The organism is Streptomyces sp. NPDC060366 (assembly GCF_042725135.1).
Classification (GTDB): Bacteria; Actinomycetota; Actinomycetes; order Streptomycetales; family Streptomycetaceae; genus Streptomyces.
This window is the reverse complement of the sequence record NZ_JBHXDC010000035.1, coordinates 14,766-35,986: the sequence shown is the minus strand read 5'-3', so window position 1 is coordinate 35,986 and position 21,221 is coordinate 14,766. Positions and strand designations below refer to the sequence as shown.

At 71.9% G+C, this 21,221-nt stretch carries 13 protein-coding genes and 3 pseudogenes; 7 read left to right on the top strand and 9 right to left on the bottom strand.

What is annotated here, in order from left to right:
- Window positions 1-131 precede the first annotated feature (131 nt).
- A protein-coding gene (locus tag ACFWHU_RS37940) for an IS5 family transposase (protein WP_387230856.1) occupies window positions 132-937 on the top strand; the annotation gives its coding sequence in 2 pieces (ribosomal slippage) (window positions 132-483 and window positions 483-937; 807 coding nt in all).
- Here the strand turns inward: ACFWHU_RS37940 and ACFWHU_RS37935 are convergent.
- A complete protein-coding gene (locus ACFWHU_RS37935; protein ID WP_359996476.1) occupies window positions 934-1,239 on the bottom strand; it encodes a hypothetical protein in 306 nt (101 codons plus the stop codon). The genes ACFWHU_RS37940 and ACFWHU_RS37935 overlap by 4 nt on opposite strands.
- Window positions 1,240-1,546: 307 nt before the next feature.
- Window positions 1,547-2,182 (bottom strand): TetR/AcrR family transcriptional regulator, encoded by a 636-nt coding sequence (locus ACFWHU_RS37930; RefSeq protein WP_387230854.1) that lies wholly within the window; start codon window positions 2,180-2,182, stop codon window positions 1,547-1,549.
- A 114-nt stretch (window positions 2,183-2,296) separates the two neighbouring features.
- On the opposite strand from ACFWHU_RS37930, the gene ACFWHU_RS37925 reads away from it, so the two are divergent.
- On the top strand, window positions 2,297-3,037 hold the full coding sequence (locus tag ACFWHU_RS37925) for an SDR family NAD(P)-dependent oxidoreductase (protein ID WP_387230852.1): 741 nt from the start codon (window positions 2,297-2,299) through the stop codon (window positions 3,035-3,037).
- A gap of 278 nt (window positions 3,038-3,315) precedes the next feature.
- Here the strand turns inward: ACFWHU_RS37925 and ACFWHU_RS37920 are convergent.
- From ACFWHU_RS37920 to ACFWHU_RS37910, 3 genes and pseudogenes are all read right to left on the bottom strand, one after another.
- Window positions 3,316-3,473, bottom strand: a pseudogene (locus ACFWHU_RS37920) (IS701 family transposase); the annotation flags it as partial.
- A gap of 62 nt (window positions 3,474-3,535) precedes the next feature.
- Window positions 3,536-4,087 (bottom strand): AAA family ATPase, encoded by a 552-nt coding sequence (locus ACFWHU_RS37915; protein ID WP_387230850.1) that lies wholly within the window; start codon window positions 4,085-4,087, stop codon window positions 3,536-3,538.
- A gap of 137 nt (window positions 4,088-4,224) precedes the next feature.
- A complete protein-coding gene (locus ACFWHU_RS37910; RefSeq protein ID WP_387230848.1) occupies window positions 4,225-5,223 on the bottom strand; it encodes a ScbA/BarX family gamma-butyrolactone biosynthesis protein in 999 nt (332 codons plus the stop codon).
- A 466-nt stretch (window positions 5,224-5,689) separates the two neighbouring features.
- Here ACFWHU_RS37910 and ACFWHU_RS37905 point away from each other — a divergent pair, with 466 nt between their 5' ends.
- Together ACFWHU_RS37905 and ACFWHU_RS37900 are read left to right on the top strand one after the other, a co-directional pair.
- The gene (locus ACFWHU_RS37905) at window positions 5,690-6,568 is read left to right on the top strand and encodes a BTAD domain-containing putative transcriptional regulator (RefSeq protein WP_385801074.1); all 879 of its coding nucleotides are present in this window, start codon (window positions 5,690-5,692) and stop codon (window positions 6,566-6,568) included.
- Between the two features lie 1,396 nt (window positions 6,569-7,964).
- Window positions 7,965-8,858, top strand: coding sequence for a ScbR family autoregulator-binding transcription factor (locus ACFWHU_RS37900; protein WP_387230846.1), 894 nt, complete (start codon window positions 7,965-7,967; stop codon window positions 8,856-8,858).
- 196 nt (window positions 8,859-9,054) lie between these two features.
- On the opposite strand, the pseudogene ACFWHU_RS37895 reads toward ACFWHU_RS37900, so the two are convergent.
- A pseudogene (locus ACFWHU_RS37895) lies at window positions 9,055-10,407 on the bottom strand (hypothetical protein); the annotation flags it as partial.
- Window positions 10,408-10,740: 333 nt separating this feature from the next.
- Between ACFWHU_RS37895 and ACFWHU_RS37890 the strand changes: the two are divergent.
- A complete protein-coding gene (locus ACFWHU_RS37890) occupies window positions 10,741-11,562 on the top strand; it encodes a BTAD domain-containing putative transcriptional regulator (RefSeq protein ID WP_385801081.1) in 822 nt (273 codons plus the stop codon).
- Between the two features lie 15 nt (window positions 11,563-11,577).
- Here ACFWHU_RS37890 and ACFWHU_RS37885 read toward each other — a convergent pair.
- Window positions 11,578-12,330 (bottom strand): annotated as a pseudogene (locus ACFWHU_RS37885) (IS5 family transposase).
- Window positions 12,331-13,255: 925 nt separating this feature from the next.
- On the opposite strand from ACFWHU_RS37885, the gene ACFWHU_RS37880 reads away from it, so the two are divergent.
- Window positions 13,256-14,008: a thioesterase II family protein gene (locus tag ACFWHU_RS37880; RefSeq protein ID WP_387230844.1), complete on the top strand. Its 753-nt coding sequence runs from the start codon at window positions 13,256-13,258 to the stop codon at window positions 14,006-14,008.
- A 439-nt stretch (window positions 14,009-14,447) separates the two neighbouring features.
- Window positions 14,448-18,014, top strand: coding sequence for a condensation domain-containing protein (locus ACFWHU_RS37875; protein WP_387230842.1), 3,567 nt, complete (start codon window positions 14,448-14,450; stop codon window positions 18,012-18,014).
- A gap of 878 nt (window positions 18,015-18,892) precedes the next feature.
- On the opposite strand, the gene ACFWHU_RS37870 is transcribed toward ACFWHU_RS37875, so the two are convergent.
- Both ACFWHU_RS37870 and ACFWHU_RS37865 read right to left on the bottom strand, forming a co-directional pair.
- Window positions 18,893-19,876 carry a 3-oxoacyl-ACP synthase III family protein gene (locus tag ACFWHU_RS37870; protein WP_385801086.1) on the bottom strand — a complete coding sequence of 328 codons (984 nt, stop codon included), beginning with the start codon at window positions 19,874-19,876 and terminating at the stop codon, window positions 18,893-18,895.
- 175 nt (window positions 19,877-20,051) lie between these two features.
- Window positions 20,052-21,221, bottom strand: coding sequence for a hydroxymethylglutaryl-CoA synthase (locus ACFWHU_RS37865; protein ID WP_385801088.1), 1,170 nt, complete (start codon window positions 21,219-21,221; stop codon window positions 20,052-20,054).

Genomic DNA, 21,221 nt, shown 5'->3' with positions numbered 1-21,221 from the left:
GATCTCCCACAGTCCGTCCGGAACAATCCAACTCCACGTACCCCGCCCCATAAACAGCCCAACGAGCGACCACCCACATAGGACACGGTCTTAGACGGTGTCTTGATTGGCGATCGCTCGTTGCTGTGGGCATGGACATAGTTGTGCGCCTGGTGCCGGACGGGCTGTGGGAGATCTTCCAGGGCGTGGCACCCGAGCCTCCAGTACGTCCCCAAGGCGGAGGCCGCCGGAGGTGCGACGATCGCGCGGTGCTGGCCGCGATCATCTTCGTCGCTACTTCCGGCTGCACCTGGCGCCAAGTGCCGCCGGTCTTCGGAGCTTCCTGGCAGACGGTCCACCGTCGCTTCACCGAGTGGTCCACGGCGAGGGTCTGGGGCAAGCTGCACCGCGTGGTCCTCGACCGGCTCGGCGCGAACGGCGAGTTGGACTGGTCGCGCTGCGCGATCGACTCGGCCAGCGTCCGAGCGGCCAAAGGGGGCCCCTGACCGGACCGAATCCGACCGATCGCGGCAAGCTCGGATCGAAGATGCATGTCATCTGTGACCGCAACGGGCTGCCGATCTCGGTGGGTATCTCCGCCGCCAACCTCCACGACAGCCAGGCCCTGATCCCGCTGATGCGCGGCATCCCGCCGATCCGCTCCCGCTATGGCCCCCGGCGCCGCCGCCCTGCCAAACTCCACGCCGACAAGGGCTACGACTTCGACCACCTGCGAGGATGGCTGCGACGGCGGCAGATCGTGCCACGCATCGCCTGCCGCGGCATCGAACCGTCCGGCCGCCTCGGCCGGCACCGCTGGGTGGTCGAGCGCACAATGTCCTGGCTGAACGGCTGCCGTCGTCTGCACCGACGCTACGAGCGCAAGGCCGAGCACTTCCTCGCCTTCGTCGGCATCGCCTGCACCCTCATCTGCTACCGCAGAGCGGTGCAGGACTAGGACTTGGCCCAATAAATCATGCGCTCGTGAGGCTGCGTGTTGCCCACGTCCGGCACACCCACCATGACGCGCGGTTCGATCAGCGGAACCTCTGGATGGAGAAACGCCTCCAGGTCGCCGATCGCATCGGCGATGTCTTCGTCGATCTCGGCGGTATGGCGACGTACCCAGTAGGAGAGCAGCACTCTTTCCTCCTCGGCCGCAATCGCTACCGCCACCACATCGGATGAGATCAGCCCTAGCAGAGCCTGCACCGCAGTGAGGGCAATGTCGTTGACGCGCTGAAGCTCGGGGTCTGTCATGCCGGTGCATCCTGCCGGTCACCAAGCGATCGCGCCAACTGAGACATCGTCTTAGTCCGATGCCCACCGTGCGCCGTCTCCTCATCGCCCTCCACCACCAGCACCCGCACGCGCAACTCCTCGCTCACAAGAGACTTGGCGGGACAGCTCGTTCGTTCCATTCCGGGGTGGGCCGCTTACGGTTTCCGCGACGTTTCGGTCAGCTGGTCCTCCCGCGCCGACCCTCACCCATCCCTGGGGGGATCTTGCACCGGTACGCCGGGGGAGGTGAGGGCCCAGCGTGACCCGGCCGGTGCCGTCGGCGGCTTCAACCACGGCCTGTCCGGCCGGACTTCGCGGGCTCTTGGACCAGCAGCGGCCACGCCGCCAGCGCCGAGCGCACCGCCGACTCCAGGTTCGCGGGATCCACACCGTCCCGCGCCTCGACCGACAGCCCGTGCAGCACGGTGGCGTAGAAGGCCGCGACCGCGACCACATCCGTACCGGTGGGCAGTTCACCCTCGCCCGCCGCTCGCCGTAGCCGCTCTTCCAGTGCCGTGACGGTGTCCCGCCGCCGCTGCGCCAACGACTCGCCGACGGACCTGTTGCGCGTACTGCAATTGGTCGCCGCGAGGACGATCATGCAGCCGCTCGGGGTCTCCGGATCGGCGAAGGCGTCGATGTTCCCCCAGAGCACGGCCTCGACGGCGTCCCGCGCGGTCGGCGCCTCGCGCAGCGCGCGTTCGGTGGCGGAGCCGACGGTACTGCCGTACAGCTCGACGGCCTCCTGGAACAGCTGCTCCTTCGATCCGAACGCGCCGTACAGGCTGGTCGCGTTGATGCCCATGGCGTCGGTGAGGTCGGTGAGCTTGGTGCCTTCGTAGCCGAACTCCCAGAACACCTCCATCGCCCGCCGCAGTGCCATGGCGCGGTCGAACGTGCGTGGTCTGCCCCGCTCCGCCATCTCTTCTCCTCCGCCCTCGCCCTCCGCAGGAGGGGAGTTGACCTGCGCGTGTCCTGCCTGCTAGCTATTTACGCAGCATTCACTACGAAATTCAAATCCCATGGGGGAGCAGGCATGTCCAAGCTCGACGGCAGAACCGCGCTGGTGATCGGAGGCAGCCGTGGGATCGGGGCGGCGATCGCCGAGCGGCTGGCCCTGGAGGGTGCAGATGTCGCCCTCACGTACCTGAACGCCGCAGACCGGGCTCGCGAGGTGGTCAAGTCGGTCGAGGCGGCGGGGCGCAGAGGGCTGGCGGTCCAGGCGGACAGCGGGGATCCGGAGGCCGTCGTGGCGGCGGTCGACCGTACGGCCGCCGAGTTCGGCTCCATCGACATCCTGGTCAACAACGCGGGAGTTTTCCCCTACGGCCCGGTCCAGGACGTGACGCTCGCGGAGATCGACCGGACGCTCGCCGTCCATGTGCGGGGGGTCTTCGTCGCCACGCAGGCGGCCGTCCGGCACATGGGCCGCGGAGGCAGGGTGATCAGCGTCGGCAGTTGCTGGTCGAACCGCGTTCCCGTGCCCGGCGTGACGCTCTACGCGATGAGCAAGTCGGCCCTGAACGGCTTCACCAAGGGGCTCGCGCACGATCTGGCGCCGCTCGGGATCACCGCCAACATCGTCGACCCGGGTCCCACGGTCACCGACATGAACCCCGCCGGGACACCGGAGATCGAGGAGGAGCGCCTGCGGACGGCCACCGGGACTCTCGGCGCCGCCTCCGACACGGCCGGCGCGGTCGCCTACCTCGCGGGCCCGGACACGGCATGGATCACCGGGACGTCCCTCGCCGTCGACGGCGGGTACGCCGCCTGATCGGAACGGCAGACACCCTTGGCCGCGCAACAGAGGGCCCGGTACGGCGGGTTCGCCGTACCGGGCCACGCCGGTACGGACGCGGCCTTGCCCGCGGCCCGTGGTTCGTGGTCCGTCACCGTCGTTCGCAGGCCGCCGACGGCTCCGATGATGACCGGCGCGCCGAGTCCGCCTCCCCACCGAGAGCAACAGGACCGCTTCGGCCAGGAATTGGAGCGTCGTTCGAGGACGGAGATGACCACGGGGTTGGCGACCCCGATACCGCCGACGAGCAGGGGGAGAAGGTTCCGCATCCCGTCCGGGATGGTGTGTCCTCGACGTGCTCGGCGATGGTCCAGCAGTTCTTACGCGGGAGGTCCAACAACAGCTCGAAGACCAACTGCCGTGCTCGGCGGAAGGGTTCGATGAGGAGGCAGCGGCCGGCTGTCCGGCTCAGCAGATCCTCGAAGGCTTCCTGCCATTCTGATAGTGGACGGGTTCTCTGCAGTCTGACTGCGGTCAGTTCATGAGGGCACGGCGGCTTGCTTCTCGGACGATGCGATCTGCGGTTTGGCCGGGGGTGAGGGCGGCGGTGTCGAACCACCAACCTGCATCGCCGAATTGGCGTTTCATGTCGGCGTCGAGGGCTTCATAGCCGTCAAAGTCGAACCGGTCCTGCGGATCACGGATGGTGTTGCGGTATCGGCACACCTCGATGCCCGGCGCGAGAACGACGAACAAGACCTGTCGCGACGGGAGGAGGTCGAGGAAGAAGTCCAGCTTCTCGCGGGAGGGGATCATCGCATCGATGAGGGGCGTGAAGCCGGCGTCGGCGAAGTTGTTCGCCAGCGCGCACAGATTGCGGTGCAACAGCTCGACTTGCAACGCTGCTTCGTCAGCGGGCTCGCCCAACGCCCAGACGAACCCGCTGACGATCATCCTGTTGAGCTCATCGCCGTCGAGCCGGGCTGCACGTGGCAGCCGCTCGGCGACGAGCCTGGTCACGGTCGACTTCCCGGCGCCCGGCATCCCCGTCACAATCAGGCAGTCCGGCGCTCCAGCAGTGGTCACGCCCGCATGATGTCAGCGGCCTCGCTGGCCGACAATCGCATTTTCCGCGTGTGGTTTTCGGTGGGTTGCCCACTCCGTCAAGGACGTTGAGGAGATGGGCAGTTGAGGCCGGGCCTCGCGCGGGTTGTGGAGGTGGGTTATGTGGGTGGGGTTGTGGTGATGGTGGCGCGGAAGGCGGGTGTTCCGTCTTGGTGAGCGGTTACGAGGACGGCTTCCTCGTGGTCGTCTCCTGAGGCGGGCAGTCGGCGTGCCTCGATGACGCAGGTGGTGCCGACCTCGACGTAGCGTGTGAACTCGCTGGTGATGGTGTGGGGGAGGGTGGGGTGTTGGAGTGTCGCGGTGGTGGCTTGGCGGGCGGCTTCGAGGAGGAGCATGCCGGGTGCGTGGTCGAGGGGGTGGTCGAAGAGGGTGGGGTGGTGGGTGTTGATGCGAAGGTGCCATTGGTTGGGGTGGTTGATGGGGGTGAGCACGACGTCGTTGGGCGAGGTGCGTCCGACGGTGTGGGGGGTTTCGGGGGCGGTCGGGGAGATGGGCGGGGCGTGTTGGGTGGTGGGGTCTTTGGGGGTGCGCAGGCGTTGATAGATTTTGGGGTTTATGCAGGTGAATGAGCCGCCGCCGGTGGCGGCGAGGTGTCCTTCGCGGTAGATGTTGATGTTGATGCGACAGTGGGTGAGGGTGCCCCGGCGCTGTTTGATGTTGGTGCAGGTGACGTCGAGGTGGAGGGTGGGGGGTGTTGGTCCGGCGCGCAGGTGTGGGGGGTGGATGGTGACGTCGAGCTCGCTGAGGAGGAGGTGGTGGTCGAGGGGGACGCCGTATTCGGTGTGTGCGAGGAGGAGTCCGGTCTGTCTGATTGTTTCGACGGCGAGCAGTGGGTCGTGGTGGCCGTCGATGTGGGTGTAGAAGCTGTGTGCGCGGGGCCATTGGGCGGTGACGGTGAAGCGGTGTTCGTCGACGCGTTCCCAACCGGTGAGGAGGACTTCGGCGATGCTGGTGCGGTGGACGAATTCTCTGGGGACGGTGGTGGTGAGGGTCGGGTGGTAGCGGGGTGCGGTAATTCTTCCCGGGGCTCTGGTGTCGCACTCGGTGTGGGTGTTGGTGGGTAATTCGTGTGTGGTGCGGCTTGTGCTCGCAGACATGTCTGTTCCCCCTGAGCGGTGTTGGCGTGTTGGCGCGTTGCTGTTGTTGTCGGTGTGGGTGTATGGGGAGCGAAGATACATACCGCCCTGTTTGCTTTCCAGCGGTATGAGGCCCTCCGCCTGCGTGGTTTGTGGAGGGGGCGGTTCCTTTCGGGTTGGGGTGAGGTCTGGTGGGGGCGGGTGTTTTCGGCCGTGGGGGCTCGGGTGACGTCGTGGTGTCCGGCTGTTTCTGGCAGGTGGCCGGTTCCTGTTCCCAGGGGTGGGTCTTGAGTGGTTTTTCAGTGGTTCTCTAGTTTTCTGGTTGACGATGCGGGGTTTGTGGGGTGTGTGGTGTGGGTGGTTGGGGTGGGGGTCGGTTGTATGGTGCATGGAAACAGCGCGGGCGGTTTGCTGTTGACAAACCGTCTGTCCTGTTTTGTACTCGTGGGGGTGGGGTTGGTGGTGCATCCGATGAGGGGGGTACGGCGTGCGGATCGACGTGTTGGGTGTGTTGGATGTCAGGGAGAACGGGGTGTCTGTTGCTCCGACTGCGCCGAAGCCGCGGCAGGTGCTTGCTGTGCTGGCGTTGTATGCGGACCGGGTGGTGCCGGTTTCTGTTCTTATTGATGAGTTGTGGGCGGGTGGGCCGCCGCGTAGTGCGCGTACGACGCTGCAGACGTATGTGTTGCAGTTGCGTGATCTGATCGGGGTGGCGTTGGAGGGGGAGGGGCCGGGTGGGGGTGGGGGGTTGGTTTCGCGGCGGAGGGCGAAGGATGTTCTGGTGACGTCGCCGGGGGGGTACATGCTTGTGCTGGGCGGGGGGAGCAGTGACGTGCGGGAGTTCGAGCGTTTGTCGGGTACGGGTTACCGTGCGGCCGATCAGGGGGATTTCAGGGGTGCTTCGCGGTTGTTGCGTGAGGCGCTGGCTCTGTGGACGGGTTCGGCTTTCGCCGATGTGCAGACCGGTGCGCTGCTGGAGATGGAGGCCAGGCGGCTGGAGGAGGGCCGGCTGTGTGCTCTCGATCAGCGTATCGAGGCTGATCTCAGGCTGGGCCGGCACCGTGAGCTGCTGGCGGAGCTGACGGTGCTGACCAGCCGTTACAGCACGCATGAGAATCTGCATGCCCAGTTCATGCTGGCGCTGCACCGGTCGGGGCGGCGCGGTGAGGCGCTGGATGTCTATCACCGGCTGCGCGGGACCCTGGTGCGGGATCTGGGTCTTGAGCCGTCGGCTCGGCTGCGCCGGCTTCAGCAGTCGATCCTGACGGCCGCGCCGGAGACTCCGCTGGCGGAGCAGCAGGCGCCTGCGGCTGTTGCCGTTCCCGCGGCCCGTACGGGCGGTACGGGCGTCTTGCGCGTCGACTGACCCGGCACGCAAGCTCTGCGGCCCACAGCCCCGCGGTGTGTGAGCGGTGGCCCGCCGGCCCTGAGGCTCCACGAACCCGGTGGCCACGAACCCGGCAGTCTGCAGCCCGGTGGCGCACGGGCGGTGGTCCGCGAACCTGCGAACCCGCGGTCTGCGAACCAGGCGGTCCTGCGGCGCGTGGGCGCAGCTTTGCGAACCCGGTGGTCCTGCGGTGCGCGAGTATGTCGGTGCGGGGGGCCTGGGCGGCAGTCTGCAGCCTGGTGGCTGCACGAGCGGCGGTCCGGCGGTCTGCGAATCCCTCGGTGCGGCGGCACATGGACCGCAGCTCGGCGGTCCGCGAACCCGGCGGTCCGTGGGCCTGCGGTCTGCGAGTCCGTCGGTCCGGCGGTGTTTGGGCCGCGGCCCGGAGCCTGGGGGCGCGTGGGCGGTGGTGTGGCGGTCTGTGGGTTCGTTGGTGTGGTGGCGTGTGGGTGGTGGTTCTGTGCGGTTGGGCCGGGTGGTCTTTTGGCGGTTGTTCGGCTTTTGTGGGTGCGGGGGCCGTTTGTGTAGCTGGCTGCGGCCGCGGTGCCGTCGGCGCCGGTGCCGGCGGTGGTTTTGCGGGCTTCGGGCCGGTGGTGTGGGTGGGGCTTACGGGTTGCTGCTGTGGCACGGGGCCGCTCTGGTGGCCCGCTGTCGGGGGTGTCCGGGGCGCCTCCCGTGCGGGTGGCTACGGCAGCCGCCGATTTCCCGCGATCGCCGAGGAGTTGGGCCGGCCCCGGACCCCGGCCCTGGCCCAGACCCCAGCTCTGGTTCTGGCTCTCCGGTTCTGGTTGTGGCCGGCGCGGTCGGCGGCGCGGGCGTGGGTACGGCCGGTGGCAGGGGTGTTGGTTGTGGGGGTGAGGTCTGGGTGGTCTGCGGGTTTGTGGGTGTGGTCGGGGTTCTGCCGGGCCGTTTCGGGGTGTGCCGCGGGTTTGCGGGCGCTGTCCTGGGGCCGGGGAGTGCACTCCACAATCCCGGTCCGTGGCACGGGGCCGCACTCCGCGTGCCGTGTGCCGTGTGTTGCGGGGTTGTGGCTTCGGGCTGCGGCTCTGCCGCGGCGGCGCGTGCCTGTGCCGCAGTTGTGTGCAGCGCCGTGCGCCGCGTGCCGTGCTTGCGGCGCCGCGCCCTGCGTGGCCGGCGTGTCTGCGTTCGTGTTTGCCGGGTGCCGGGTGCCGGGTGCCGGGTGCCGGGGGTGGGTGTTGTTCGCTGCTTCCCCCGTATATGAAACCGCTTAAGCGGTTTGTTAGTGTGTGGGTGTGTGACCTTGGCCGCGGGTGCGGGCGGTTGCGCTGTGGGTGGCGTTGTGCGGCACCTGCGCCGGCCTGCGGTTGCGTGGGTGCGGGACCTTTTCAGTGCCCTGTTGTCCGGGAGGCAGAGCGTGGTCAGACAGGAGCGGGCCGCCCGTACGCGGCGTTCGCTGATCCGGGCTGCGGCCGAGACGTTCGCGGAGGTGGGTTTTGTTCCGGCGTCGCTGACTGTCATCAGCAGGCGGGCGGGTGTCAGTAACGGGGCGCTGCATTTTCATTTCGCGAACAAGGGTGTGCTGGCGGAGGCGGTGGAGGCGGAGGCGGCGGAGGCGGTGCGCCGGCTTACCGAGTCGGCGCGGGCCCGGCAGGGTGATTCGCTGCAGGCGGTGGTGGATGCGACGCATGAGCTGATGGCCGCTCTGGCTCAGGATGTTGTGGTCCGGGGTGGTTTCGGGCTTGCGGGTGACATCGCGCGGCGTGCGGTGTCGCCGTTGCACGGGCAGTGGCAGGGCTGGGTCGAGGACAGTCTGTGCCGGGCCGAGCGCAGTGGTGCGCTCGCGCGGGGGGTGTCGTGGACGGCGGCCGCCCGTGTCGTTGTCGCGGCGACGACGGGTTTCGGGGTTCTGGGCTGCAAGGACGCGTCCTGGCTGTCGCGTCAGAACATCACCCGTTCCTGGGAGTTGCTGCTGCCGCTGCTCGCCGACCGGGGGGATCTGGGCACCCTGGTGTGTGCCGGCTCCAGGCCACCCGCCCCTGCACCCGCCCCGGAGCCGGGGCCTGCCCTCGTACCCGCATCCGCCCCCGTGCCTGGCCCGGAGCTAGGGTCTGCCGTCGTACCCGCCCCCGGCCCGGGGCCTGCTTTTGTGCCCGCAGCTGCACCCGTTCCCGGGCCTTCTCCCGTATCCGGGCCGGAGTCCGCGGCCCTGCCCGCACCCGAGCTCGCGGCTGCGCCCGCACCCGTTCCTGCGCCCGTACCTGCGCCGGTTTCTGGGTCTGGGTGGGTGTGGGGGGTTTCCGGGCGTTAGTGCTGGGTCTGCCCGGGGTCGCCGGGTCAGGGTGGTGTTTTCGTTGCGCCGGGCGGGTGTTCAGGTGTTCGGGGGTATTTGCGTGGGAAAGGCCGGCGGAGGGGGACTGGTGGCTGGGTGGTGGGTTCTGCTGTCGGGAGGATGCCGGTCTGCGGCGTTCCCGGTCGATCCCGGTGACGGCGACCGTGGTGTCGTCGCCGGCCCGGACGGCGTCCGGCGGGCTGGCCACGGGTGTTGATGTGAGCTCCCGCAGGTGGACCAGTCCCTCGATTGCGTCGGTGGCCTGGACGAAGACGCCGGACGGGACCGGTTCGGTGATTCGTCCGTGGAGTTTCTGTCCCACCGTGGTGCGGACGGCGAATGTGTGGAAAGGGTCCGGCTGTACCGCCCGCAGGGGCAGCCGGGCTTCCAGGTTCCGTGTGCCGGACTGAAGGAACTCTGCCCGGGCGCGCTGTCCGGTCCGGACGGCGTCGTGGGCTGTTTCGATGCGTCGCCAGGACAGTTGGGGATCGTGATGAATCCGGCGCCGGGGAAGCGCGGGTGGGCGGGGCCGTCGTCCAGCGCCACGAACACGCCGGACGGGACCGGTTCGGTGATTCGTCCGTGGAGTTTCTGTCCCACCGTGGTGCGGCCGGCGAATGTGTGGAAGGAGTCCGGCTGTGCCGCCCGCAGGGACAGCCGGGCTTCCAGGTTCCGTGTGCCGGACTGAAGGAACTCTGCCCGGACGCGCTGTCCGGTCCGGACGGTGTCGTGGGCTGTTTCGATGCGTCGCCAGGACAGTTCGGGGATCGTAAGGAGCTGCGCACGCGGCGGGAAGGGGCACCGCGGTCCGGTTTCGCCGCGCGCCCGGTGTGTCCGGTGTCCGCGGGCGCCTTTCTTGCGGTGGCCGGTGCCCCGCAGGGCGGTCGCCGCCGGCCGGTGGCCGCTGTGGAAGCGGCGGAACCGGTGCGTGAGGTGGCAGGTGGCCTGCGTCCCCGGGATGTTTTCCGTCGGAGCCCGGCCCGGTCCCGGGCCTGCGGTGGGCCGGGTGCCGGGCGGTGCGAACTCGTCGGAGGCCAACACCCGGCCGGGGAAGCGGTCCAGACCCTCCCCGGGGCCTGGTCCGGTCCGGTTTTGCCCTCGCGGTGTGGGCCGGGTAGCGCCTCGGGGCCGGTGCGGGTCGCCCGGTCGTGGGTGTTCCGCAGGCAGACGGCAGACGGCGGGTGGCGGGTGGCGGGTGTGGGTGGTGACCGGCGGGTGAAGTCCTCCTTGTCGGGGCCGGGTTGGCGGGGGTGGGGCTCTGGCCCGCCGGGCCGGCCCGGCGGGCCCGGCCGAGTCGGCGGATCAATTTGCCGGCGGTGTTCTTGCCGGCCTGTAACAGCCGGGTGATCACCGGGTGCGTGGTTTTTGCTGGCCGGGGCCGGCAGGAGTGTCGCGTGCCGGGGGTGCATCGAGTCGGTTGCTGTCCCGGTGTAGGGGTCTGTTGCGGGTTCCGTCCTTCCCGTCCGGCCGCTTCGCGTACACCGCACCCCCGGTGGCCGGATCGGTTGCCGACCCTGTATCCGGCCATCCGCGGCCATCGCCCCGGTGGAACCCGTGGGTTCACAGCACTGGGGCAGGCGCGGCGTGCAGGGTTGTTGTGCAGCGGTTCGCTGCCCGTGCCGTTCTCCGTGCCGTGCCGTGCCGTGGTTGTGGGGTGGGGTGGTTTGGCGGGGGTGTGTGCACTCGGTCTGCCGGGTTTTCGTTTTTGCTTTCGTGAACTGTGCTTTGCGTTTTGGTGTTCTTGGAGGATTGCTCAAGTGCCGCTGAAGGAACCGGTGCCTCCGGTGCGGGTGGGGTTAGCGTGCTGGTTCGCCGACGACTTTCCGCCATCGAGAGTGCCTGACGACGAACGGGGAGAACCATGGAGATCCAGGTTTTAGGTCCGCTGTGTGCCGCCGAGAACGGGGACTCGATCGTCCCGACCGCGGGGAAGCCACGACAGGTCCTCGCTCTTCTGGCGTTGTATCCGAGCCGTGTGATGCCGGTGTCGACGCTGATGGAGGAGATCTGGGGGACGGAGCTGCCGCAGAGCGCGATGACCACGCTGCAGACCTACATCATGCAGCTGCGCCGCTGCCTGGGCACCGCGATGGGGCCCGGTGTCCCGGGCGGGGCGAAGGATGTTCTGGCCACCCGGCACGGCGGTTATCTGCTGCGGATCCCGCCGGAGTCGGTGGATGTGCACACCTACGAGCGTCTGGTCGCCGAGGGGCAGGAGGCTTTCGAGGAGGGGGAGGACCGGCGTGCCGCCCGCTGTTTCCGGCAGGCCCTGGCCCTGTGGCAGGGGCCCGCGCTGGTCGATGTACGGCTCGGTCCGGTCCTGGACATAGAGGTCACGCGGCTGGAGGAGTCCCGGCTGATGACGACCGAGCGGCGTATCGACGCCGATCTGCGGCTCGGCCGGCACGCGGAACTCGTCGCGGAGCTCGCCGATCTGATCGCCCGTCACCCCCAGCACGAGGGCCTGCACGCGCAGGCGATGGTGGCGCTGTACCGGTCGGGGCGGCAGGCCGGTGCCCTGAACGTCTACCGAAGACTGCGGGAGGGGCTGATAGAGGAACTCGGCGTGGAACCCTCACCCCAGCTCCAGCGCCTGCACCAGGCCATGCTCGCGGTCGATCCGGAACTCGACGTGGTGGCCGGCCTGCGCCGCGGCTCCACCTTCGACCGGTACGCCGCCTAGGCCGTTTCGTTTGGATCATCGGGCGGACCGGATGAAGATGCCTGCGAGGTGGAGTCCGGCGAGGTAGATGGTCGCGGTCTTGTCGTAGCGGGTAGCGATGCCGCGCCATTGTTGAGGCGGTTGATGCAGCGTTCGACGGTGTCGCGCTGCTTGTATGCCTCGCGGTCGGAGGCGGGTGGTCTGCCGCCCCGCCGCGGTCGGTGGCCCCGTTGATCGGCCGGGGCGGGGATGACTGCCCGGATTCCGCGTGTGCGCAGGTGCTCGCGGATCGTGCGGGAGGAGTACGCCTTGTCGGCCGGGACCACGTCGGGCCGGGTGCGGGGCCGTCCCCGTGGGCGGGGAACGCGCAGGCGGGCCATCACGTGGGTGAAGGCGGGGACGTCGCCGGCCTGCCCGGCGGTCAGGACGAAGGCCAGGGGCCTGCACCGGTCGTCGGCCGCGAGGTGGGCCGGCCATCGTGCTCAGCCGCCGCGGGACCGGCCGATGGCATGGTCGTGCGGCTCGCCGGCCGGGGCCCCTTCTTACGGGCCCCGGCCGCGTGCTGATGTGCGACAGGTGCCGTCGACGGCCCACATCCTCAATCGGTTGCAGACACCCCGCCAGTTGCCGTACTTCTCCGGCAGGTGCACCCACTGCGATCCGGTCCGGAACTTCCACGCGATCGCATCGATCACCTCTCGGTGATCCCGCCACCGGCCACCCCGCCGGGGCCGTCCGGTCCGGCAGCAACGGCTCAATCCACGCCCACTGCGCGTCGGTCAACAACACACCCGGACCAACGATCAGATGATCCGAACGAAACGGCCCAGCCCCCTCCGGCGGATCTCCACCGCCCCGGCCCGGTGTATCCCCGCGGGCCCGGCCGGGCAGGGTCTCCCCGGGCCCGTGGAGGCCGGGACGGTATTCCGCCGTGCGGGCGGTGTTGTTGAGGACTCCGGGTACGGCGGCCCGTTACGGGGCGGGTCTGCGCCCTGCGGTCCGCCCCGCGCATGCCCGGTCGGGGCCGGAGGCCGGGAGGTTCATGCGGCCGGGGCGGGGCCGGGGCGCGCAGGGGTGGGCATGGGGTGCGATCGGGCTCACGGGTGACGGGGTGCTGGTGGTGTCGTACTGGCCGGGGAAGCTCCGGACGGCGGACCTCGGCCGCGTTGCCGGCGGTCCGGCGCTCCGGACCGTCGGGATGTTGGACGAAGCGCGAGCTGTTCGCGTCTGACTGCGGTCGGCGGCTGAGGCCGGAAGGGCCGGCTGACCGGTCCGAAACTCCTCAACCGGCCGGGGCGGGGCCGGGGTTCGCGGAAGGGCTCTGCCGCGCAGTGTCGCGAAGGGGGCGCCGGCCCGGCGCCCGGCGAGGCGGAGCGGGGCCCGGGGTGATGTGTGCCCCGGGCGGTCTTCCCGTCGCAGGAGGCCCGGGGGCCGGGCCGCCGCCCGCAGCAGCGGACGCGGACGCGGAGAGGCAACAGAGCCCGCTTGGCGGAGCTGTCCGGCCCGCAGGCCGCGGGCCCCGTCGCGGAGTCACGGAAAGGCAACAAGGGGGCCGGTTCCCCCGGAGGGCGCGGGGCGGGATCCGGTCGCGGGGTGTGCGCGGGGCTTCCGCGGTCTCGGCCGGGTCTCCAGCGCCGTTCGAGACGGCCCGGCAATCATCGAACCGCGCCCGTCCCCGGGCGGTGTCAGGAGCGGACGCGGAACAGGGGGGCACATGTCGGTCGAAGGGCCGGTACGGCTGTACTGCTTCGCGCACTCCCCGGAGGGCGTGTCCGCCTTCGGCGGCTGGGCGGCGCGGACGGGACCCGGTGTGGAGCCGGTCCCGGTCCTTCTGCCGGGCTGTACCCGGCGGCGTAGCGAACCCCGGGTCAGGACGCGCACGGCGCTGCTCGCCGAGGTGCTCCCGCTGTTCACCGGCCCCCGCCCCGGCCCGTACGCCCTGTACGGGCACGGACTCGGCGCGCTGGCGGCGCTCACCGCGGCCCGTGCCCTGCACGAGGCGGGCCTGCCGGGCCCGGTGTTCCTCGGCGCCGGCGCCTGGCCGCCGCCGCTCCCGCCCGCCGGGACGGTGGACGTGCGCCGGGCGACGGACACCGAACTGCTGCATGCCCTGGGCGGCGGGGGAGCCGTGCCGCCCGGCAGCGACGAGGGAATCCTCCTGCGGGCCGCGCTGCCGGTGCTCCGCGCCGACCTGGAACTGGCCCAGGACCTGCGCGAGGAGGCGGTCAGGCCCTGGCGGGCCGGACCGCTCACCACCCCGGTCCTCCTCGTCGCCTCCGACGACGACGGCCCGCAGGCCGCGGCCTGCGCGGCCGGGAACTGGCGCGAGTGGACCCTGGGGCCCGTCCGGTCACGGACCCTCCCCGACCGCCTCCTGGCACGCGGGAGCGGTGAACTGCCCCGCCTGCTGGGCCGGGCCTGCCGCGTCGCCCGCCGCCTCCTCCCGGAGTCCGCGCCCGTCGGCTGACCCCCCGGTCCTCCCCGCCGCCCTCCGGCCGCCCGCCGCGGGGTGCCGTGGGCTGTCGCTTTCTCCGCCTCCGCCGCCCCCGTACCCCCGGTTTCCCGCCCCCCCGCCGCGTACTTGGACGCGCCCGCGGGCGCCCGCCGCGCTCGGGCACCGCTCGTACCCGGCTGTATACCCGCTCGGAGAACCGGACTTGGGCCGCGTACTGCCCGTAACGTAGTGCTCGCCGACTGTTGTCGGCGCGGGCAGGGCAGGAGGCCGCCAATGAGGGAGAGGCAGTTGGGCGTGAGCCACGACGGCCCCGCCCGTACGCGCCCTGCCTGTACGCGCCCTGCCTGTTCGTGGCCGGGCCGTTCGTGTTCCCCGCATGCTCTTTTCGTCCTCGCAGAAGGGAGAGACGGGGACTCGGCCGCCCGCGGTGGACCGCACGGCCCCGGACACCATGACTGCTCACCACTTCCCGCACGCGCCGATCTCCGTGGTCGTCGATCCCGGGCACCCTCCCTATCCCGCGCCGTGGGACGTCGAGTTGCACGGTCCGCTCGACGCCGCCGCGCTGGAGCGCCTTCTGGGGGAGCTGACCGCGCAGGACGCGGGCCGGGCCGTCTGGCGGCACCGGCTGCTGCGGCACGGCCCCGACCATCACACCCTGCGGTTCTCCGAACCGTACGCAGGACCGGCCGCGCTCATCGCGGGCCGTGTCGCCGACCGGCTGACCCAGCCGCCGCCGGCCGCCGACCGCCCGCTGACCCCCGCCCAGGCCGCGGTCCTGGCCCGTCCCGGCGGACGCCGCTACGAAGTGCTGCTGACCGGGCCGGCGCCGGTGCCGGACGCGGGCGTGCTGCGTGAGGCGCTGCGGAACGTCGTGGCCGCCCACCCCCAGCTGCGTTCGCGTCTCGGCGCGGCGGACGGCTGGCACACCGGGCAGGCCGCAGGCGCGGACGCGGGCGCGGGCGGTCAGGATCCGCTGGTGGAGGGGGAGTTCACCGACGACGCCGGATTCGCCGTACTGCTGGAATCGGCCGGCCGCACGCTCGACGCGCACAGCGGGACACAGCTGCGGGCCCTGCTCGCCAGGGACCGCCGTCCCGCCGGACCCCGCGCCGACCGGTTCGCCGTACTCGTCCATGAACTCGCCGTGGACGCCGCGTCCCGGCGCATCCTGCTCGACGACCTGACCGCCGCCCTCGGCACGGCCGGCGGCCCGCCTCCCGCCCGCCCGCGGCCCGTGCGGGACGACGCCCTGGCCGGCTGGGCCGGCGAACTGCGGGAACTGGCCCGCGACACCGCCGAGGCCGGGCACTGGACGCTCGCCGCCCGGCGCAGATCCCGGCAGAACGCGCGGGCCCTGCCCGCCGCCACGCCCGCACCGGGCGACACCCCCGGTGCCGCGCCGGGTGATGCGCCCGCCACGGGTGGTGTGTCCGGCGGTGCGCCGGAAGTGGTGCGGTGTGCGGGGTTTGTTCTGGAGGAGGAGGTCACCGAGCGGATCACCCATGGTCTGGCCCGGCGGCTCGCGCTGACGACCGGGGAGGCGCTGACCGGTGTGTTCGCCCTGGCCCTCGCCCGCTGGCAGGGATCGCGGGAGGTCGGCTTCGACGTGCGCAGCGATCCGCGGGCCGGCCGCCGCGGCCTGGAGCGGTACGTCGGCCGGCTCGCGGAGCCGTACCCGGTCCAGCTCACCGTCGATACCGCCCTCGCCCCCCTCGGCCGGCTGACGGCACTGACGGATTCCCTGGCGGCCTGTGCCAGCCGGGCCGATGCCGGCGCGGGCTTCGGGGCCTGCCGCGAGTGGAGCCCCGACCCGGCAACACGCCGCGCCCTGCGCGAGATGCCCCCCGCACAGACCTGCCTGCTCCTCGACGACCCCGCCCACCCCGCCGACCACGCCCACCCTGACGACCACGCCCGCTCCGCAGACCTCGACGGCCCCGCCCATCCCGGTGATCCCGGTGATCCCGCCCGCCACGCCCATCCCGGCGGGCCCGGTGATTCCGGCGGTCCCGTTCACCGGGTCGAGGTGCGGGCACATGTCCGTGACGGCCGGCTGCGCGTCGCTCTCGGCCGGGTGGCCGGCCCCGCCGCAGGTGTCACCGACTCCTCCGTCCGCGCTCTCGCCCGCCATCTGCGGGAGCTGCTGGAGGAGTTGGCGGACACACCCGCCGCCCGGATCCTGCCCGCCTTCCGGGCCACCCCCCAGCAGTCGGCGCTGCACGCGGACGGTGACACCCGGCCCGGCACCGGACGCCATGTCGAGCAGCTCGTCTGGATCTGGCACGGCCCGCTCGACACCGCCCGTTTCACCGCCTCCTGGCAGTCGGTCCTGGACTGCGAGACGGTCCTGCGCACCGCGTTCACCGGCGACGGTGAACCGCTGCTCGTGGTGCACGAGCGGGTCACGCCCGACATCACCCGCCAGACCTTCCGCGACGGCGACTGGTCCGCCCTGCTGGAGCGCGACCGGCTGCGCGGTTTCCAGCTGCGCCGCCCCGGAGCGCTGCGCGTGACACTGCTGGAGCGGGAACCCTCCCAGCCCGCCCGGCCGGGGGAGCCCGCCCGGCCGGGGGAGCCCGCCCAGCCTGGGGGACCCTCCCGGCCCGGGGGACCCGCCTGGATCCTGGTCACCTACCACCGGGCCCTGCTCGACGGCCGCAGCGCGAACATCCTGCTGCGCGAGTTCTACCGCGCCTATCTCGCGGGCGGCACCCTGCCCGGCGGTGAGCGCCGCCCCGACCTGCGCGACTACACGACCTGGGCCGCCGCCCAGGACCCGCGGCCCGCCCGGGATCTCTGGTCGGGCCGGGTGCCGCCCGACGGGGCGGCCTCCTGGCCGGGACGGTCCGCCGGGCCCACCGGCCTGACCGGCACCGGGCACACCCGGCTGCGCCTGGACCCCGCCGAGACCACCCGCCTCACGCGCTGGGCGGGCACCTGGGGCATCGCCGAGAGCAGCGTGCTGCAGGCCGTCTGGGCCCTGCTGATCCACTGGGGCTCCGGCGCCACCGCGGCCGCCCCCGTCCGCTTCACGGTGACCGTCTCGGGACGGGGCGTCCTGTTCGACGGTGCCGCCCTGATGCCGGGCCCGCTGCGCAACCCCCTGCCGATGCACGTCGAGGTCGACCCGGCGGCCACCGTGCCCGACCTGCTGCGGCAACTGCGCGAGCGGGCCCTGGACCTGGCCGCCTACGAATGGGTCCCCGGCGACTGGATCCACGCCTGGGACGGACGCGGATCCCGCGGCACCGGGTGCACGGACACCGTCGTCGTCTTCGAGGACTCCCCGCACCCGGTGGACGGCCTGGAGGACGAACTCGCCGCCCACGGCATCAAAGCCGAGTTCCCGGTCACCGTACCGGCCCGCTGCGCACCCCCCGTCGGACTGCTCGCCCACCACGACAGCGCGGGCGGCCTGGTCCTGACGGGGGTCTACGACCGGGCCCTGTTCGACGCGGCCGCCGCCGCCGAACTGCTCGCGCAGAGCGCCATGCTGCTGCGCACGCTGTCGGTGTCGGCGGGCGAGTGCACCACCGTCGGCGAGGTGCTGGAACTCCTGGAGGACAGCGCCGCACCGCACCCGCCCGCGGGCCCCGCGGCCCGCCGGGCGGGCCCGCTGCTCACCCTGCGGGCGGCGGGAGACGAACGGGCGGGCACCATCTGCCTGATACCGCCGCCGGGCGCCCCCCTCACCTGCTACGACCTGCTGCCCGGCCTCTACCCCGGGCCCCAGGAACTGCTCGTGCTGCGCACCGGCGCCGACGGCGCGCGACAGGCCCTGGCCGCCCGCACGGCCGGCCGGCCCTTGCTGCTCGGCGGTTTCTCCGGCGCCGGCGCGCTCGCCTGCGACCTCGCCCGGCGCATCGCGGAGGACGGCGGCCGCCCGCCGCGGGTGGTGCTCGCCGACGCGGCCCGCGACGAGCGGGAACGCGCCCGCGACCTGGCCCGGGCCCTGCGGGACGCCGGCACACCGCCACCACCGCCGCCACCGGCGGAGGCGGATCCGCCGGCCTGACAGCAGTGGCCCGGGGACCGTTCCTTCATACCTGCCAGGGCAGTTCCCCGTTTTCGTCCCGGAGGGTTCCTGGCGGCCCGTCAGCGCCGAGCGCCGCGGCGGTGCCGGGCTCGGCCGCGTCGAACCGGATGCCCGGCCGGGATCTGGCGTACTGGACGGTGAGCACGGTGGCGGCGGTGACCGCCTTGGACGCGGATGTAGAGCGCCGGCGGCAGGCCGAACTCCGGCCGCTGCGGGGTTGTTCCCCGCCCGGAACGACCCGGCGCCGCTCGAAACGGTGACCGCGTCGGGGTCCGGTGATCTGCGCGGCAGCGGAAGCGCCGCCTCCGTGACGCGCACGATGCCCACCGCGTTGGTGTCGAAGACCCGCAGCGCGGCGGAAGTGCCCCTGATCCGTTCGGAGTTGCCGCCGGTACGCGGTACGCGGTACGGGGCGCGGGCTGCCGGGTGCGTCCGGGTGCGTGCCGGGGCGGACCGCGGCTGCCGCGCGGCGGGCCGCAGCTGGCCGGCTCTCCCGGCGGCTCCGCGCCCTGGAGGCCGTCGGCGGACCGCGGACCGTACGGCGGATCCGGCGGTTCTCCCACAGGCCCACGACCCGCGGTCCGCAGGTACCGTGGCGTGCCCACGACCCCACGGCCCACGACCCGCAGGCTCACGGCCCACGTCCACGGCTCACGGTTCACGGCCGCAGGTACCGTGCCCACGACCCCACGACCCCACGACCCCGCGGCCCGCGCACCGCTCGGGCGGCCCGGGCGGTCGCTCCCTGCTTCAGGTGCCCGCCCGTGCCCCGCCGCCGCCCCGGCACCTGCCCGGGAGCGGGCGCCGGGGCGGGCGCCCGGGGGGCAGGTGCCGGGACGGCGGCCGGGCGCGGGCGGTTACCACTCGATCAGGGCGAAGCTCGCGGCCATGCCCCCGCCGAAGCCGGCCAGCAGGACCAGTTCGCCGGGCCGGAAGGAACCGGCGCGTACGGCCGCGTCCATCGTGATCGGGATGGAGGCCGCCCCGGTGTTGCCGTACCTCTCGACCGTGCGGTGCATGGTGGCCCGCGGCAGGTGGAGCTTCTCGAAGACGCTGTCGAGCATCATCCCGTTGGCCTGGTGGGGGACGAAGTGGCTGATGTCGGCGGCTTCGACACCGGCCTCGTGGAGGAATCCCTTGGTCAGCTGCGGCAGTTGGTCCTCGACGAAGCGGCGCACCTCACGCCCTTCCATCGCGAAGTACTGCAGGCCGGCGTTGAGGCCGGCCTCGTCGAGGGGGCGCCGGCTGCCGCCCGCGGGCACCCCGATCAGATCGGTGAGACCGCCGAAGGTGTGCAGCGCGACACGCCGGACGACCGGGCCACTGCCGGTCGGGCCGAGGACCATCGCCCCGGCCCCGTCCCCGAACAGGACGACCGTTCTGCGGTCGGCCGGATCGAGGATGCGTGAGTAGATGTCCGCGCCGATGACCAGCGCGTAGCCGCCCCGGTGGACCAGGGTGCCCGCCACCGACGACAGTGCGAACACCGTGCCGGAGCAGACCGCGTTGACGTCGAACGCCGCGGTGCCGGCCGCGCCGAGGTGGTGCTGCACGTAGGCGGCGGTGGGGGGCTGCGGCTGGTCCGGTGTGGAGGTGGCGACCGCGATCACGGTCAGCTGCTCCGGGGAGATGCCGGCGGACTTCAGCGCGGCCCTGCCCGCGGCCGTGGCCAGGTCCGAGGTGGCCTGGTGACCGGCGGCCCAGCGCCGCTGGCGGATCGCGGTCTTGCGTGTGATCCAGTCGTCGTCGACCCCGGCCGGCGCGCCGACCTCATCGTTGGAGACGATCCGTTCCGGTACGTAGGCACCCGTACCGAGAACGCGGATGGTGACGTCGCTCATGCGGCTGCCCTCCCCTCAGGTGGTCGTGGAATGGGCGTGCGGAGCCCCGGCACACGGTGCGCCGACACCGGGTGGCGCACCGTGCGGCGGTGGTGGTGCGCCGTGTGCCGGTGGTGGTGCGGCGGGCCGTACGCGCGCGGGTACACCGCCCGCGCGGGTCCGGGGTGAGGCATCGTCAGCGCGTCTCGTAGAGGCGTTTGTGGCCGCTGATCCCGGCCAGCCGGAAGGGCCCGGTGGTCTGCGCCGGGGTCCGGTGGTCGCCGCCGTCGGACGGGAGGGACCGCTCGTGCAGTGCGCGGTAGCCGGCGTAGTCCAGGGGTTCGCGCCGGCGAATCGCCTCCCGGTTCGCCCCGGTCCGCAGGCGCTCGCGGTACCCGGCGACGACGGTCCCGGCGAAGAACTCGGCCACACTGCCGGACCCGTAGCTCAGGAAGCCCACGGCCCGCCCGGTCAGGTCCTCGCCCTGGTCGAGCAGCGCGGCCAGGCCGAGGTACACCGACGCGGTGTAGCTGTTGCCGATGACGTTGTTGTACGCGGTGGTCGGGCCCAGTGCCTGTGCGACGGCGTCCTGGCCGGCGGCGTGTCCGCAGAAGTTCAGCAGGTGCCGGTGGGCCTTGTGGGCCATCTTCGTGAACGGCTGGTGGTAGATGAACGCGGCGAACTCCTCCAGCGGGCGGCCGTCCTGCTGCGCGTAGTCCTTCCAGGCGCCTTCGAGGGCCTGGAGGTAGGCGTTGATGGATTCCTGCCCGTCGACCAGCGCGGTCTCGCGGTAGTTGGGCCGCCAGAAGTCCATGACGTCGGCGGTGTACAGGCCCGAGGGGTCCTCGATGCGCACCAGGGCGGGATCGGCGCCGACCAGCATGGCCACCGCGGCGGCGCCCTGTGTGGCCTCGCCGGGGCTGTCCAGTTCGTACTTGGAGACGTCGCTGGCGATCACGAGGACCTGCTGGGCGGGGTCGCGCCGGACCAGGCCGATGGCGAACTGCAGGGCCGCCGTCGCCCCGTAGCACGCCTGCTTCAGCTCCACGACCCGGCAGGCCGGCTGGAGACCGAGCAGCGAATGCACGTACACACCGGCCGATTTGGCCTGGTCGATCGACGACTCCGTCGCGAACACGACGGTGCGTATGCGGCTCGTGCCGTGGCGTGCGACGAGCGGTGCGGCCGCGGCGGCGGCCATGGTCACGATGTCCTCGTCGGCGGCCGGTACGCTCATCGACTCCTGGCCGATGCCGATGTGGTACTTCCCGATGTCGGTGCCGTTGTGCGCGGCGAGTGCCGCGTGCGGCAGGACGAACTCGGTCGTCGCCAGGGACAGGTCGTGGATTCCGATGGACAGGGGCAT